The sequence below is a fragment of the Shewanella sp. SW32 genome (assembly GCF_025653365.1).
Classification (GTDB): Bacteria; Pseudomonadota; Gammaproteobacteria; order Enterobacterales; family Shewanellaceae; genus Shewanella; species Shewanella oncorhynchi.
Genome location: NZ_JAKKSJ010000021.1, coordinates 1 through 16,602 on the forward strand (window position 1 = coordinate 1; position 16,602 = coordinate 16,602).

The 16,602-nt window shown below is 47.6% G+C and carries 7 protein-coding genes; 6 read left to right on the forward strand and 1 reads right to left on the reverse strand.

Annotation, left to right across the window (positions count from 1 at the left end; all coding sequences use genetic code 11):
• Nucleotides 1–224 precede the first annotated feature (224 nt).
• Nucleotides 225–10,340, forward strand: a complete 10,116-nt coding sequence (locus L5M28_RS13605) for an LPD38 domain-containing protein (protein WP_263203611.1) — start codon at nucleotides 225–227, stop codon at nucleotides 10,338–10,340.
• Between the two features lie 78 nt (nucleotides 10,341–10,418).
• Here L5M28_RS13605 and L5M28_RS13610 read toward each other — a convergent pair whose 3' ends face one another.
• Nucleotides 10,419–10,640 carry a hypothetical protein gene (locus L5M28_RS13610; protein ID WP_263203612.1) on the reverse strand — a complete coding sequence of 74 codons (222 nt, stop codon included), beginning with the start codon at nucleotides 10,638–10,640 and terminating at the stop codon, nucleotides 10,419–10,421.
• A 583-nt stretch (nucleotides 10,641–11,223) separates the two neighbouring features.
• Between L5M28_RS13610 and prfC the strand changes: the two genes are divergently transcribed.
• The 5 genes from prfC to L5M28_RS13635 all read left to right on the forward strand — a co-directional run bounded on the left by prfC (nucleotide 11,224) and on the right by L5M28_RS13635 (nucleotide 16,524).
• Nucleotides 11,224–12,795, forward strand: a complete 1,572-nt coding sequence (prfC, locus tag L5M28_RS13615; RefSeq protein WP_263203613.1) for a peptide chain release factor 3 — start codon at nucleotides 11,224–11,226, stop codon at nucleotides 12,793–12,795.
• 91 nt (nucleotides 12,796–12,886) lie between these two features.
• Nucleotides 12,887–13,090, forward strand: coding sequence for a hypothetical protein (locus L5M28_RS13620; RefSeq protein ID WP_317630014.1), 204 nt, complete (start codon nucleotides 12,887–12,889; stop codon nucleotides 13,088–13,090).
• A gap of 10 nt (nucleotides 13,091–13,100) precedes the next feature.
• Complete coding sequence (locus tag L5M28_RS13625) at nucleotides 13,101–13,865, forward strand: TatD family hydrolase (RefSeq protein WP_263203616.1); 765 nt, start codon at nucleotides 13,101–13,103, stop codon at nucleotides 13,863–13,865.
• A 176-nt stretch (nucleotides 13,866–14,041) separates the two neighbouring features.
• The gene (locus tag L5M28_RS13630; RefSeq protein WP_131523244.1) at nucleotides 14,042–15,337 is read left to right on the forward strand and encodes a NupC/NupG family nucleoside CNT transporter; all 1,296 of its coding nucleotides are present in this window, start codon (nucleotides 14,042–14,044) and stop codon (nucleotides 15,335–15,337) included.
• Between the two features lie 347 nt (nucleotides 15,338–15,684).
• The gene (locus L5M28_RS13635) at nucleotides 15,685–16,524 is read left to right on the forward strand and encodes an outer membrane protein OmpK (protein WP_113939307.1); all 840 of its coding nucleotides are present in this window, start codon (nucleotides 15,685–15,687) and stop codon (nucleotides 16,522–16,524) included.
• Nucleotides 16,525–16,602 lie beyond the last annotated feature (78 nt).

Below are 16,602 nucleotides of genomic sequence, written 5' to 3' on the forward strand. Positions count from 1 at the left end.
GCGGTTGATTATTTACTTAATGCTTAATGATCGTGGTGATACCACTCGTAAGCCCGGGCTTCTTTCTCCTGAAACCATAGCTCAACAGCAGGAACGCTTAAAGCAATTAAGAGAAAGTGGCGTGCAGTCAGCTTATGGCGCGGCAATGATGCCGCGTTAAGCCGCTACCCGTATTCAATTAACCCAGCCATCGCGCTGGGTTTTCTTTTTTTGGAGCTTCACAAATGTCACTACTCGGGTTTGATCCAAACAAATATAAAACCGCATCGACTGCACAACCAAAGCCAAACGAACAAGGCCGCTTCGGTGATGTGGTGGATTCATTCCAAGCGGGGGCAGCGTCAGGGCTCGGTGGCATCTTCGACTTTTTAGGTGCAGAGGGTGTTGCTAAATCTCTCTATGGCATTGCAGATGATCAATACGGACAAATGTCTAGCCGTGGTCAAGAAGCCATGTCTAAGCAGATGTTCACTGAAAACGCGCAAGGCGAAACCGAGCTAGGCGACGGTATGACAGACCTCGACACTTGGCTATTACAAATGGCGAACGTGGCGGGGCAGTTTGTACCTACGGCAGTGCCAGGTGCAGGCGCTGCAGGCATGGCAACTAAGGCACTAAGTCTAGGTTCAAAAGGTGCGAAGGTCGCGCAAGCTATCAGCATGGGCGCAACGGGTGGCAGCGCGGCCACAGGCCAAGCGATGGACCAAGCGCGCCAAGAAGTATTAAAGATGCCAGATAAAGTGCTGGCAGAATCTGATTTATTCAAACGCACATTTTTAGAGATTGACGCTCAATCACCTGAGCTTGACGACTTAGGCAAGTGGAACAAAGCGAAAAACCAATTAGCTGAACGTGTAGCCAGTGAAGTGCGTAGCGATCCTAAGGCGTTAATGGCGAACTTTGCAGCCTCTGCGATTGGTGATCCGATTATTGGGCGCGCATTAACGGGCGTTCGCTTGGCTAAGTCTGGTGCATTTCGCAGTGCATTAGCGGGTGGTGTTACCGAAGGTGCCACCGAAGCGGCACAAGCAGGAGTTAGCCAATATGCAGTTGATAACGTGCTATCGCAAATTGACCAACGTGATCCAATGGCTGGCGTTAAATTGGCCGCGCTTAATGAGGGGATTATTGGTGCTGGCTTTGGTGCCGGTGCTGGCGGTATCGGTGGCCTTGCTAATCGCAATGTTGCTGACCGTGAACCTGCTAAAAACCCTGCTGCCGATCCTATTCGCGAAACCAACCCAACCGTAGCCGGTGCTATGGATGCAGACGCACAGCAAGCCGCTGATCGCCGTGCTGATGTTGATAATATGGCACAAGCTAGCCAGCAACCTAATTATGACCAACCCACAGCCGCCCGTCGCGCTGGCATGGGCGACTCGATGAATGCTGGCCGCTTTGGTGATGATGTTATCGCTCGTGACAACGCCATGAAGGGCCGCAGCTTTCCTACTGTGCCAGGACAATTCAATCAAAGCCCATTAGCGCAGGCAATGGATAACGTGCAGGGGCTTACCGACAATCGCCGCGAAGGTGAATGGTTACCGCCAGAAGGACAAGGCCGCAGCCCTGTTACTGGGCTATTAGCAGCGCCATTTATCGACGGAGAAAACCTCAACCGCCAGCGCACGCGCGATACAATGGCAGCGCAGCCAACCAACCTTATCGGTAAGTCAGATACTATTTTTGGTACAGACGGCAGACCTATGCAAGCAGCACAGCAATTTGCCGACCAAGTCACCCGCGATAACGCCAAAAAGCCGCTTGTCATAGAGGACAAGGGTATTATCTTTGCGCCTGATAACTTCTCACCTCAATCGCAGGGCGTTAATGTTAAAACCAATAACACGCCATTTGCGTCAGCTAAAGAGGCGTTGGCCAGCAAGAATGCGCGCATTGCTAAGCGAGAAGGTGCGCAGGTTGAAGCGGTTAAGCTAGATAGCGGCTTTGGTTGGCGCGTAGTGCCAAAGCGTGATTCTCAGAATGCAGATCAGGCAGCTAATAAGGAATACGACGGTGCAAGTCCTGAACCTGTTACGGCCTCGCCAGTGGCAACGGACGCCAAGGTGCAGCCAGCAAAAAAGCCTGACGCCGATACCCCTGACGCCGATACCGAAGAATCACCAACCAAGCGCAAGGTGTTGGGGTTGGCCGTGGATGAAGCCAGCATTGATGAATTGACCATTAGTGATGATGTGCCACAATTTAAATCAGGCGCAAACAGCAATGGTGTGGTTGAGCCGCTTGGTGGTAAGTTTGAGCGTACCGGTGTGGCGCCTATTCAAGTATGGGTGCGCAGCGATGGCCGCAAAGAGGTGATCAGTGGTCGGCATCGTTTGGACTTAGCGCGTCGCAGTGGTGAAAAAACCATTCCGGCGCAGTATCACTATGAAGCGGACGGCTTTAGTCAACTGCAAGCTGCAGCGCTAGATGCCACACTTAACATTAGAGAAGGTCAAGGCAAGGTAAAAGATTATGTCGACTTCATTCAAGCAACAACCCCCACTCAAGAAGAAGCAAACGCACAAGGACTTTTGGCGCGAGCAACGGGAAAAAGGGCTTACTCAATCGCAACTAAAGGATCTGATGCGCTCATTACCGCCCACCGAAACGATGTAATCACTGATGAAGCAGCTACGCGCATTGCCGACGCTGCTCCAAACAATGAAGCCCTGCAAGCCGTAGGCATTAAATCTATTCAAGAAGGTCGCAGCATAGGTGTGGCTGAAAACATGGTGAAAGCGGTCAAATCAATGACTAGCGAAACCCAGCAGCAAAGCGGCGACTTGTTTGGATTCGATGATAGCGCAATGCGTGAAGCAGAAGCTCTCGCCCGTAAAGCCAACAGTAAGCAATCTGATATTCAGCGTACCTTGAGCGCCGTACAAGGTGCCGCAAAACGTCCCGATCTCGCCGCGAAAGAAGGGGTTGATGTTAAAGACCCGAAAGCTGTTAACGCGCGCATTGAGCAGCTTAAGCAACAAAAACAGCAATGGGATAACTGGCACACCAATCCCGCATTGGTGGCCGAGCTCAAGGGTGAGTCATTTGATTTAGCGCAAGAAACCGAAAGCGATCGAGCGCAGCGTGAGTCCGAATCTCAGAAAGAGGCAGAGACTAAACGCCAACGCGACAATGCCAGAACACAGATGTTTGAGGCTGATCGGCAGGTGGATAGTTTTACGCTCACCGGCTCAAATCGTGACGCTGATGTAGCGATGGCTGCTGGCCAAAATGATATGTTTAGCCAGCCGACGGTCAAGCCAACCAAGCCAGAAAGCAAGCTTGATAACTTAGCCGACTCTATCAGCGATAAACAACGTGCTGCAGCAGAAAAGCTAAAAGCATTGCTCGCTAAAAAGAAAGGCACTCTGAATAGTGGCATCGACCCTGAAATCATGGTGGCCGTTGCAGAAGTTGGCGCGTTATCGCTGGCCAATGGCGCGGTTAAGTTTGCACAGTGGGTACGTGATATTCTAAACGTGACACGCGCAATTGGTATACAAGACGAAGATGTTACACCATTTTTAAAAGAAGCTTATGGCGCAATCGCTTACAACCCTGATCGCTATGAGATTAGTGATAATATTGCTGATAATATGGACAGCCCGAGAGCTGTTGCTAAACTTGAATTAAGCCAGATTTTGGCAGAGGTTAACCAAGATGCTGAACGTACCGCAGGAAATCCGCAATCAAATCGCCTTAATAGGTCCGATGCAGACCAGCGCAATGACCAAGATCTTCAACGAGAAGGACGAGGACAAAGCAGATCAGATGTTAATGACCCTAGCACAGCAACAGGCAGGGGAGAAGCTGGCGCCAGCGTGGGCGACAGTGTACCCACTGTTAACCGAAAATCCAGCAATCAGTCGGTTCGCCATGACAAACCCAGAGTATCAGATGCTGTTACCGGAAGTATTGACAGTGCAGCAAGCCTGCCAGATAGCACAGGTGGACTTTTCGCTGAACAAAATCGACATGAAGCGCCTAGCGTTAAGCTTAGCAGCGCGCCTTCCCTAACCAAAAAAGTTAGCCTTAACGCCTTTCAAACCATCACCTCAGCCGATAAGTCACAAATTAAAAACCAAATGCCGTTTTTATCAGACGGCCAAGTTGACGATGTAGTGTTTGCAGAAAAGCGCCTCAGCAAAGAAGATGGCTATGGCGTGCTGTTTACCAACGGCACAGGCACAGGGAAAACCTTTACTGGGCTTGGGGTGGTAAAGCGTGCCGTTGAAAGCGGTAAGGGCCGAATTTTAATTGCAGTGCCAAAGCAAGCCATTGCCGATGCCTGGGTAAAAGCCGGTAAACAATTTTTTGATTTGACGGTTAACCCATTAGAGAGCACCAAGGATGCAGGCCAAGATGTAGTTGTGACTACCTTTGCCAACTTGAGCGCCAATGACGCATTGCTACACCATGACTTTGACATGATTGTGCTCGATGAAGCGCATTATCTATCATCAAGTGCTGACGGCAAAGTGACTGGCGTACTCACGCGGATCAGAGCGTTAGCGAAAAAGCCAGGTTACGGGTCCACCATTGTAAAGGCCACGAATCCAGACAGCATTATGGACCGATTAAACGAGGCGCGTGAAGAACGCGAACGTATTAAGGGCCTGATTGATAGCGGTCGTGCCGATGGCAATATGGTGAGCAGCCAAGATAAAATTATCGATAAGTTATGGCAAGAGTTCTACGCCCACGTTAAAGAAGTCGATGCACGCCTTGCTAACACTGCGCCCAAAGATATGCCGCGCGCATTAATGCTAAGCGCGACCCCATTTGCCTATGAAAAGAACGTCACATTAGGCCAAGGTTTTTTGTTTGACTGGAACGAGGGTAAGGGCGACAACAGCGGCAGCGGTTATAACAGTGGCGATAACTTTGATCAGTTTATGATGCAGCACTTTGGTTATCGCATGCGTTATAACAAGTTGACAGAACCCGACGCGAAAGTAGACCGCTCGTTAATGCAACGCGCCTTTAATGCTTGGCTTAAGAAGCAAGGCGTGCTTTCAGGGCGTGCGCTTGATAGCGATTTTGATTATGACCGCAAGTTTATCTTGGCCGAGAGTCGTATCGGGCAGCGTGTTGATGAAGCTATTGAATGGCTATGGGACAAGGCCGCTAACATGCAGGTTGACTCGCCAGACGATGACAGCTCAGGCAAGTTTCGCGATCTCATTATCGGCAAAAACTTCCACTACCAATCCCGCATGTACTTTCTTGAAGCCATTAAAGCAAGAGAGGCCATTGCGACCATTCAGGCGAATTTAGATCTTGGTCGTAAAGTCGTCGTCATGCACGACTTTAACAAAGGCGGCGCAGTTAACCCGTTTAGAGTGAATGTGCCAGAAGAAATGCGTGCCATTCATAATGAGTTCAAGCAGCAATTTGCAGATCTTATTAATGCCTTTGACTCTTTGCCGTCGGCTATCGAAACCTTAACAGCCGCATTCCCTGATGCGTCAGTGTATAACGGCAGCGTATCAGCAAAAAATCGCATTAAGATGCAAGACGACTTTAACCGTGACACAGCAGATAGCGCCAAGCTATTGATTGCTCAAGGGGATGCAATGCGCGAGGGGGTATCTATTCACGATACCAGCGGCAAGCACCAGCGCGTGTTGATTCATTTAGGTATGCCAACAAAGCCAACCGCCGCCATTCAGCAAGAGGGCCGCATTTATCGGACAGGTCAGGCGAGTGACGCGCTGTTTAGATACTTAACCATTGGCACAAACTGGGAGCGGTTTGCGTTTGCGAGCAAGATTGCCACACGCGCGTCGACTGCAGAAAACTTGGCAATGGGTGACGGAGCTCGCGGATTGAAACAGGCATTTATTAGTGCTTACGAAGAAGCTGATGCTTACCCGCCAAGCGTTGATGAAGGTAAGGGAGGGAAAGCCGCCGATGCAGCAATGGCTAATGTGTTAACTCCATGGGATTTAGCTAAGGCGCTATATTTTGGTACTAAAAAGTATGGTAGCGGACGCAGTTCAGCGCGTGAAGGGACGGATTACTTTGCGACGCCTGAGCCGGTTGGCCTGAAAATGGTGGCATTTTTGGATCCAAGAGGGGGCGATAAACTGCTAGAGCCTAGCGGCGGCCATGGGGCAATAGCACGCTGGTTCCCTGAAAATACCGAAAACCGATCAATTGAACAGTCCTCTGAGTTGGCAAGTCGATTGTCACTAAACTTTGACGGCGATGTGATAACCGGCAGCTTTGAAAATCACAACATCATTAACAAATACGATGGTATTGCCATGAACCCGCCGTATGGCGTGGGTGGCAAAACGGCGGCAGAACACGTTGAGAAAGCCATGAACCATTTGCGCAATGGTGGCCGCATTGTCGCGCTGATCCCAACCGGACCCGCTGCAGATAAAAAGTTTGATAAGCTGCTGTATGAGTCAGACGCCGCCAAAGATATTTATCAAGTCGCTAATATCATCTTACCAAAAAGCACTTTTGAGCGTGCAGGCACCAGCGTTGCTACACGTATTCTTGTGCTTGAGAAGCAAACCGATCCAGACAAAGTAAACAAGATACACACTCATAGCACGATGGATTACTCGAACCTAGAAAGTAACGAGGCATTGTTTAGCAGGCTAGAGGATCTTGATCTAGGCGAGCGTACTGCACCGCGCGCAGAGGAAGTTTTTGCAAGCACTAATGATACCTTGAGTGCTGACAAGCAAAAAACCATTATCGCGCCAGGCGACGCAGTGGCAAACGATAGTGTGCATAAGATGAACTCGAAGCATACTAAGTCAGGTGATGATCTGTTTGTGGTGAACTTTGACGCCGACATGGGGGATAACTACAACGCTTACAGTGAGCTGGCAAAAGCGAATGGTGGCTTTTATGTGCGCGCCATGATGCGCCATTATTATAAGCCCGCAGACGGTAAATCTGTGCCAGGTAAGCCGACATTTGTATTTAAGAGCGATTTGGATCGTGAGGCGTTTATGCAGGCTATCGCACCCGCGAGTGAAAGCAACGCTAAGCCAGACAGCGATATTACCGATGGTTTACTGTTTAGCAAAACCAACAGCAAGGGTAAAAACAAAGGTGCGCGCTTATTCAGCCAAGCCGAAGCCCAACGCGCGGTTGATGATGTGCTAAAACGCTTATCCGGTGCTGCTGGGATCAGGGTAAACCTGTTCACCTCACAGGATGAATTTTTATCACGCTTCAACGTGCCAGCCATGGCAATGGAGGGACAAACCATTTACGGCGCCTATGATGACAGGCGCAACTCAGCGTATTTAATTTTAGATAACTTCAGCTCGATTGATGAATTACGTTCAACGCTAGTGCACGAGGTTTTAGCGCACGGTGGCTTGCATACCGTGATCGGCGCGCAAAAGTACCAGCAGTTTATTAATAAGCTTAACTCTAGCCGCAGCCGCAAAGAGTTTAAGGAGCTTTGGGCCCGTATCGATAAAGATTACGCTGGCGCAAGTGATGCCGTGAAAGCAGAAGAAGTTTTTGCCAACTTTGTGCAGAACCAACCGGAGCGCGGAACGGCTAAAGCGTGGTGGTTCGAGTTAACCAAATGGCTGCGCCGTCAGCTTGAAGGCTTTGGGATCATCAAGTCCAATATCACCCGCAATGAAATGGAAGATATGATGGCCTCGATTGTGCGTGGCTTCAAGAATCGCAAATCACGTATGGATAGGGCAAATAAAGTGCTTGATGCACGCGATGAGGCACCTACTGATATTCTATTTAGTAAAACTACCACGGCACCAGATGATCGCACCGCTAAGCAAAAGCTGGGACTAGAGGAAGAAGCAGCGCAAACGCTCAAAGAGAAGATCACCGAGAACTACCGCAATACCGCCGACACGCTTAAGCAATCCAGCTTTTGGAGCCGCTTAAATGAGGGCGTTTTTGACGGGCTACACGGTATCAAAAAAGCCGAGGAAGCGGCAGGCATTACCGATCCAAATAAGATGGGTTATGTGTCTGCCCGTTTAGCGTCTGGCTTATCGGATGTGCTGCATGGCGTATTTCACTACGGCGCGCCCATGTGGAAAGACGGCATCATTCAGCGCAAGAAGGACACTAAGGGCTTGCTTGAAGTGTTCGGCATGTTGCCAGATGGCGAGCTTAATAACTGGCTTGCATGGATGGGTGCTAACCGCGCCAAGCAACTTAAAGCGCAGGGTCGCGAGAATAACCTATCTCAAGCCGACATTGACGAACTGCTAGCCCTTGCCGATGGTAAAGAAAAGCTATTCGAAGAAGTGCGCACCGAATACAACAAGATTAACAGCGCTGTGCTCGATGTGGCTCAAGGCGCGGGATTAATCAGTGAGGCCCAGCGCAGTGGCTTTGATGAAGAATATTATGTGCCGTTCTTCCGCGAGCAAGATGTTGATCCAGAAATGCAAGATATTGCCTCGATGGTAACTGCGCCATTCACCAAGAAAGGCATTGCCGGCCAGAGCGCGAAAATCAAAACGCTCAAAGGAGGCAGTCAGTCCACTAAAGACTTGCTCGAAAACATTATCTTGCGCCAATCAACTATGCTCGACGCTGCCCTTAAAAATAAGGCAATGCTTGAAGTGTCTGACAATTTAGACGGCACTCAGTTTATGACGCAAGTGGATAGCCCTGAGTTTGCCAAGCTTTCGCAACGCGAGCTTAACAGTATTCAGCGAGTTAAAGTGATGCGCGACGGCCAAGCTGTGGCCTATGCCGTTACTGATCCGGCATTATTGCGCGGGTTAATTGCGGTGAATGATGTGGGTAGCCAAGCGTTATTTAATCGCATGGGCCGGAGCGCCAAGCGTTTCTTAACTACTGGCGTTACGCTGTCGCCAGACTTCATCTTTAAAAACTTTATCCGCGACGCGGCGCATGCGTGGATGATCAACAAGGATGATTTTAAGTTTGGCACAGACTCAATCAAAGGTTTAAAGAAAGCCTTTAAAGAAGATGAAGCCTATCGGGACTTGATATTCAGCGGCGCAGCGTTCCAAGGCGGGTATGTTCACGGCGCGGATCCAGAAGCAGCAGCACAGCAAATACGCCGCGCACTGAGCAAGAAGGGCTTAAGTGATAAGCAAATCAACAGCTATATGGGAACATTGGTAACGAGCGGCAAAGCGCTGATTGAAAAGTACCGCAACGCCAGTGATAAAGTAGAGAACGCCAACCGGCTATCAACTTACGAGGCGAGTTTAGCCGCGGGCAAGTCGCGCCGCCAAGCCGCCTTTGAAGCCAAAGATTTAATGGACTACGCGATGAAGGGCAACTTTGCCTTAATCAGTACCATGATCGACTTTTTACCCTTCTTCAATGCACGCTTGCAAGGTATGTACAAATTAGCCAGGGCATCGGCTGCTGGTGAAAATGACAAAGTGCTTAAAGTGCTATCGGCAAATTTGGCGATGAAAGGCATTAAGGTGGCCGCGTTCTCGCTGGCACTTGCTGCGATGAATGATGACGATGACCGTTATAAAGAGTTACCGGACTGGGACAAGGACGCTAACTGGCATTTCTGGGTAGGTGAAGATCACTTCCGTATTCCTAAGCCGTTTGAACTCGGCGTGGTATTCGGGACTTTACCGGAACGTTTATTCGGCTTTGGCACTGGCTCGCAAACGGGCAGCGACCTAGGCCGAGCCACAGCTCACGCCGTGTTTAATACCATGGCGTTAAACCCCATACCGCAAATCGCTTTGCCAGTCGTTGAGGTAATGACAAATAAGTCATTCTTTAAAGATGCACCTATTGAGGGAATGGGCGACGAGCAGCGTATGCCAGGTGATCGCTATAACGCTTACACCAGTGATATTGCTCGCGAGTTGGGCCAACTGTTCAATGTTAGCCCTAAGAAGATTGAACATTTGGTTAATGGCTATGCCGGTACGCTCGGCGGCTATGTGCTGGCTATGTCAGACATGATGGCGCGCCAAATGCTTGGCATTGAAAAAGCAGAAACGCCTATTAGCCGTTACCCTGTGATCAAGGCATTTTACGGTGGCGATGCGCCGGCTGGTAGCACTTATTATCAAGCTGAGTTTTACAAGGCGCTCGATGCCGCTAACCAAGCCTATGGCAGTTATAAGCGCGCAGCCGAAGAACGAGACTCAAGCAGGATCATGGGCGTTCTTGAAGATAACCGCGATAAGCTGGGTGTGCGCATTGCGCTTAACCGCGTGCAGCGCCAAGTTTCGGCGCTGGGTAAGCAAGCTGAAATGGTCAATAACTCGAGTATGAGTGCCAGCGAAAAACGCGAAAAACTGGATGCCATTACCCGCCAGAAGAACGCGATTTATCAAAGAGCGTACATTGGTTTTAATTTAAGGGAATGGTAAAACAAAAAAGCCGGCACGCTATTTAGGCATGCCGGCTTTTTATTTGCAGATGGAAAAAAAGAAAAGTTTTGTTCCACATTACCAGCCTAGTGCCGTTCCTATAACGAGCAGCACAAGTGCAAGCAGTCCAATCCCTGCAAATAAACCTTCCTGATCCTGCCTCCATCCCCGCGCTTTCTTACCGCCCACATCAAACATATAAAGCCCGATGCAGATGATCGGCAGGCCAAGCAGCCAGCTAATATTCTCGCCAGCGGCATAACCTATGATAACTAAAACTAGCATGGCGATTAGGTGCATAGAGTCCCTTAAAAATAAAACCCGCCTAGAGTATAGGCGGGGATCGGTTGGTTATGTGCCGCCATCGTCTAGGCCAATTACTCGCTGACGGGGGAGTTTACCCCCTTTGTGGCTTTCGCCAGACACATTCGGTTGGTTACTTATGAGCCATGGTTTCGAACCATGAGATAGCTTCTATGGTCTGCTAGGCTATCCTCTGCATATTTCCCGAGTCCATTTACCCACAATGGCAGTATCACTCATAAATAACCATGCGAATGCTTGCAGACCTTCCAGCCTGCGTGGTGATTTCGTGTTGCTAGGAATCAACCTTAAATCACTAGGCGGGATCGACTGCTACGGAGCCGCCTCATTATTCCGTAACAATCAGACCGATTCACTCCGTCACCGAGTCACGCCGACATATGTACAATAACAAGTTTGCCTTTACGAAAATCTATTGCAAGGTGATTTTTGCGCGCGATTTTTTTAGAGTGATTCTGCTATACTCCGCGCCAAGCAGTTAAATGAAAAATCATTACTTTTAGTTTTGTGTACAAGCCTGTGTACAAACTATCTGAATCACGAGTAAGACGAACTAAATATGTCTAATGAAATCAATAAGCGCCGCACTTTTGCAATCATATCGCACCCCGACGCGGGTAAAACAACCATTACCGAAAAAGTGCTGTTATTCGGAAACGCTTTGCAGAAAGCGGGTACGGTTAAAGGCAAAAAATCGGGTCAGCATGCTAAGTCTGACTGGATGGAAATGGAGAAAGACCGTGGTATTTCTATTACTACGTCTGTCATGCAATTCCCCTATGGTGGCGCCCTTGTTAACCTACTCGATACGCCTGGTCACGAAGACTTCTCTGAAGATACTTATCGTACTCTGACGGCTGTAGACTCCTGTCTGATGGTCATTGACTCTGCAAAGGGTGTAGAAGACCGTACCATTAAGTTGATGGAAGTGACACGTCTGCGTGATACGCCGATTGTGACCTTTATGAACAAACTCGACCGCGATATCCGTGATCCTATTGATCTAATGGATGAAGTCGAAAGCGTGCTGAATATTGCCTGTGCACCTATTACTTGGCCTATTGGCAGCGGTAAAGAGTTCAAAGGTATTTACCACATACTGCGTGATGAAGTGGTCTTGTATCAAGGCGGTATGGGACACACGATCCAAGAGCGTCGTGTAATTAAAGGCATTAATAATCCTGATCTTGAGAAAGCGATTGGCAGTTATGCCGCTGATTTGCGCAATGAGATGGAATTAGTGCGCGGCGCGTCGCATGAATTTGACCATGCGGCTTTTTTGAAAGGTGAGTTGACCCCAGTATTTTTTGGTACTGCTTTAGGTAACTTCGGTGTGGACCATATTCTTGACGGTATCGTTGAGTGGGCACCTAAGCCACTTCCTCGCGAAAGCGATGTGCGAGTGATCATGCCTGACGAAGAAAAATTCACCGGTTTTGTATTTAAGATCCAAGCAAACATGGATCCTAAACACCGTGACCGTGTCGCCTTTATGCGTGTTTGTTCAGGCCGTTACGAGCAAGGCATGAAAATGCACCATGTGCGTATTGGTAAAGATGTTAACGTTAGCGATGCATTGACCTTTATGGCGGGCGATCGTGAGCGTGCTGAAGAAGCTTACCCTGGCGATATCATCGGTTTACATAACCATGGCACTATCCGTATTGGCGATACGTTTACCCAAGGTGAAAAATTCCGTTTCACTGGCGTACCTAACTTCGCCCCTGAAATGTTCCGCCGTATTCGTCTGCGCGATCCGCTTAAACAGAAGCAGCTCTTAAAAGGCTTAGTACAGTTATCTGAAGAAGGTGCTGTACAAGTATTCCGCCCAATTGATACTAACGATTTGATTGTTGGCGCTGTGGGTGTACTGCAGTTTGAAGTGGTTGTTGGTCGTCTGAAGAGTGAATATAACGTCGAAGCTATTTACGAAGGTATTAGCGTGTCGACAGCTCGCTGGGTTTATTGTAAGGATGAGCGTAAGCTTGAAGAGTTCCGCCGTAAGTGTAGTCAAAACTTAGCACTCGATGGTGGCGATAACCTAACCTATATTGCACCAACTATGGTTAACCTTAATCTTTCGATGGAAAGATATCCTGATATTGAGTTTGCGAAAACCCGCGAACACTAATAGGGTTCGGTTTAGAATAGTTGTTGAAATGGCGGTGAATTCACCGCCATTTTTGTATCTAATGAAAACTAAAAATCGGTTCTGGATGTAAATGATGGCGAATTGGATCACAAAAACATGGCAGGCTTATATTCATTGGTGCGACCGAATGGGGCTGACACCTGAAAATCGTCGCTGTTGCATGCCGCGCCTTGAAGATCCTCCATTAGCGGTAAAATGCGCTAAAGCTTTGGTGGTTGACGCAACGGTATCACCACCCGAACTTCATTCAATTGGTAAATCGACCGCAGAGTGAGGAATTTGCTGTGATTGATACCCACGCCCATTTGGATTTTGCTGAGTTTGATGTTGACCGCGACAATGTGGTGTTGCGAATGCACAGTGTTGGCGTAGATAATCTGATTATTCCTGGTGTGTCCCCGCGGCACTGGCACAAACAGCTTGCCGTTGCAGAACAATACCAAACTTATTTTGCCCTCGGTATTCATCCTTGGTTTTGTCCAGAGGATGTTGATGCTGGGATCTTAGCATTAACATCTCAAGTTTCGGCGTTACTAGAATGTCCTCGCTTTGTTGCTATTGGTGAATGTGGCTTAGATAAGCTCTATTCCTCAACCTGGTCTCAGCAGCTCGCATTTTTTGAGGCACAATTAGCTTTAGCTAAGTCCGTTAATCTGCCAGTTATTATTCATAGCGTAAAAGCACATTTAGAGGTTTTAGGGTGTTTGAAAAAGTATCAATTGCCTAGAGGCGGTGTGATACATGCTTTTTCTGGCAGTACTGAAATTGCACTGGAATATATCAAATTAGGTTTTAAGCTGGGAATTGGTGGTTTGATTATGAACCCTAATGCCAAAAAATTGCTCAAAACTGTCAGCGAATTACCACTTCAGCACTTCATACTTGAGACTGACTCTCCTGCAATGACACCGATAAATGTTACTGAAAAACGTAACCAGCCTGCTAACCTTGTTCTTTTTATAGACAAAATTGCCAATTTGCAAAAAAAATCAAGTGTTCTAATATCAGAACACTTGGTGTCGAATGCAATGCAACTGTTTGACCTTTAGCTGTTTTTAAATAAACAGGTGTAGGTCGCACTAGCATTCTGCACTAAGCGATTGAAATTAAACTCCAAAAATATGATCAAAACGACGATTTTCGACTTTGCCTCGGGTATAATCTGACTCGGAAATAGGTTGATTAACAACATAATTAAAAAGTGTTAACAATAGGGTGATGGTTAATGGATATATTAATGAGTTTAGTAGGGGTGGTCACCCTACTTGCGATAGGTTTCCTCCTATCGAATAACAAAAAAGCAATTAATTTACGTACAGTGGGTGGCGCGTTAGCTATCCAAGCTGCCTTCGGTGGTTTTGTACTGTATGTTCCAGTTGGTAAAGACATTCTGAAAGGGATGTCTGATGCGGTTTCTAGCGTTATTGGTTACGCACAAAACGGTATCGGTTTCCTGTTTGGTGATTTAGCTAACTTCAAACTTGGCTTTATCTTCGCAGTTAACGTGTTACCCGTTATTGTGTTCTTCTCTTCTCTGATTGCGGTTCTATATTACTTAGGCGTTATGCAGTGGATCATCCGTATCATCGGTGGTGGTTTACAAAAGGCATTGGGCACAAGCCGTACTGAATCTATGTCAGCAACTGCTAACATCTTCGTTGGTCAGACTGAAGCCCCATTAGTGGTTCGCCCATTCATTCCAACTATGACGCAGTCTGAACTGTTTGCGATCATGGTGGGTGGTTTGGCATCAATCGCGGGTTCAGTATTGGCTGGTTACGCGCAGATGGGTGTACCTATCGAATACTTAGTTGCCGCTTCATTCATGGCAGCACCAGGTGGTCTATTAATGGCTAAACTGATGCACCCTGAAACTGAAGCTGCTAAAAATGACATGAGCGATTTACCAGAAGATCCTGACAAACCAGCTAACGTATTAGACGCCGCTGCTGCAGGTGCTTCATCTGGTATGCATTTAGCCTTAAACGTAGGCGCTATGTTGTTAGCCTTCGTTGGTTTGATCGCTATGGTCAACGGCATTATTGGTGGTGTGGGTGGTTGGTTTGGCGTTGAAGGTTTAACACTTGAACTGATCCTTGGCTATGTGTTTATGCCATTAGCATTCCTTATCGGTGTGCCTTGGAATGAAGCATTAGTAGCAGGTTCTTTCATCGGTCAAAAGATCATTGTTAACGAATTCGTTGCTTACTTAAACTTTGCTCCATATATCTCTGATGCTGCCACTACTTGTACAGCGGTTGCTGCTGAAGTTGTTAAAGGCCTGCCGTTATGCGTTGCTGAAACTCAAGCTGTGATGACTCATAGAACACAAGCGATTATTTCGTTTGCTCTGTGTGGTTTCGCTAACTTGTCTTCAATCGCGATTTTGCTTGGTGGTTTAGGTGCTATGGCTCCTAACCGTCGTCATGATTTAGCTACAATGGGTATTCGTGCGGTTATCGCCGGCTCTTTAGCTAACTTAATGAGCGCAACGCTTGCTGGTTTGTTCTTAGCTATCTAAGTAGCAACAGCTGGGGGAAACCCCACTAACTGGGTCCTGACCATGCAGGGCAGGGCCTAAGTTAATTCAACCATTTTCCAGTAGTGATTCCTGTAGTGAATAGTTTCTCCAATTGAAAAACACAGAATGCAACTGAAGTGTAGCTGTCATTCTGTCTTAAATGTCGTGAGCCTACGGTTACGTTAATTAATCGTAATGCAGAAGTCGCGACTTTGTTCACAATTAAGAATTTTGTGTTTGTGATTTTACGCTAGATTATTGAGATTTTTTTTAATCTAGGTAGAATGCGAACGCCACAAAAAGAACGCTACCCTCGATGGTAGCAAACAAGATAAATGGGGTTGATGATGAAAAACGTTAAAACTTTAGCTTTAGCCGCTACTGCAGTAGCAGCAATCTCTGGCAACGCATTTGCTGCTGATCGTACTGATCTTCACGGTACTGATTACAAGTGGATGCAGTTCAACGCTATGTACTCTATTGGTGAAAAGCCAGATAACCCAGCAACAGGCGATCAACACAACTACTTAGAAATGGAATTCGGCGGTCGTTCTGGCGTATTCGATCTATACGGTTATGTTGACGTATTCAACTTAGCAAACCAATCAAGCAGCAACGGTGACAAGAACCCAGGTTCTGGCACAAGCAAAATTTTCATGAAGTTTGCTCCACGTGTGTCTATCGATGCTTTGACTGGTAAAGACTTATCTTTTGGCCCAGTTCAAGAAGTTTACTTCTCTACTCTGTTCAACTGGGACGGTCTGAATGGTGAAGGCGTTAACTCTTCATTCTGGGGTGTTGGTGCTGATGTAAACGTGCCTTGGTTAGGCAAAACAGGTATGAACCTATATGGTTTCTACGACCTGAATGCTAAAGAGTGGAACGGATATCAGTTCTCTGCTAACTGGTTCAAACCTTTCTACTTCTTTGATAACAAGAGCTTCCTGTCATTCCAAGGTTACATCGATTATCAATTCGGTGCAGATGAAGACCAAGCTGCTTTCGTACCAAAAACGTCAAACGGTGGTAACATCTTCTTCGGCCTATACTGGCATTCAGATCGTTATGCTCTGGGCTATGGCTTGAAAGGCTTCAAAGACGTTTATCTGTTAGAAGATGGTGCTGGTGCTCTAGCTCTAGAATCAACAGGTTGGTCACACTACCTGTCAGCAACTTACAAGTTCTAATCTCTTGTAATTATTGCTTGTTGGAGCCGCATTATGCGGCTCCATCTTTAGTTTTACCATGAGTCTTTATCTAAGCCT

Excerpts from the sequence above, each read along its gene's own strand:
- L5M28_RS13605 (WP_263203611.1), top strand. The coding sequence starts at position 225 with ATGTCACTACTCGGGTTTGATCCAAACAAATATAAAACCGCATCGACT.
- L5M28_RS13610 (WP_263203612.1), bottom strand. The coding sequence starts at position 10,640 with ATGCACCTAATCGCCATGCTAGTTTTAGTTATCATAGGTTATGCCGCT.
- prfC (WP_263203613.1), top strand. The coding sequence starts at position 11,224 with ATGTCTAATGAAATCAATAAGCGCCGCACTTTTGCAATCATATCGCAC.
- L5M28_RS13620 (WP_317630014.1), top strand. The coding sequence starts at position 12,887 with ATGATGGCGAATTGGATCACAAAAACATGGCAGGCTTATATTCATTGG.
- L5M28_RS13630 (WP_131523244.1), top strand. The coding sequence starts at position 14,042 with ATGGATATATTAATGAGTTTAGTAGGGGTGGTCACCCTACTTGCGATA.
- L5M28_RS13635 (WP_113939307.1), top strand. The coding sequence starts at position 15,685 with ATGAAAAACGTTAAAACTTTAGCTTTAGCCGCTACTGCAGTAGCAGCA.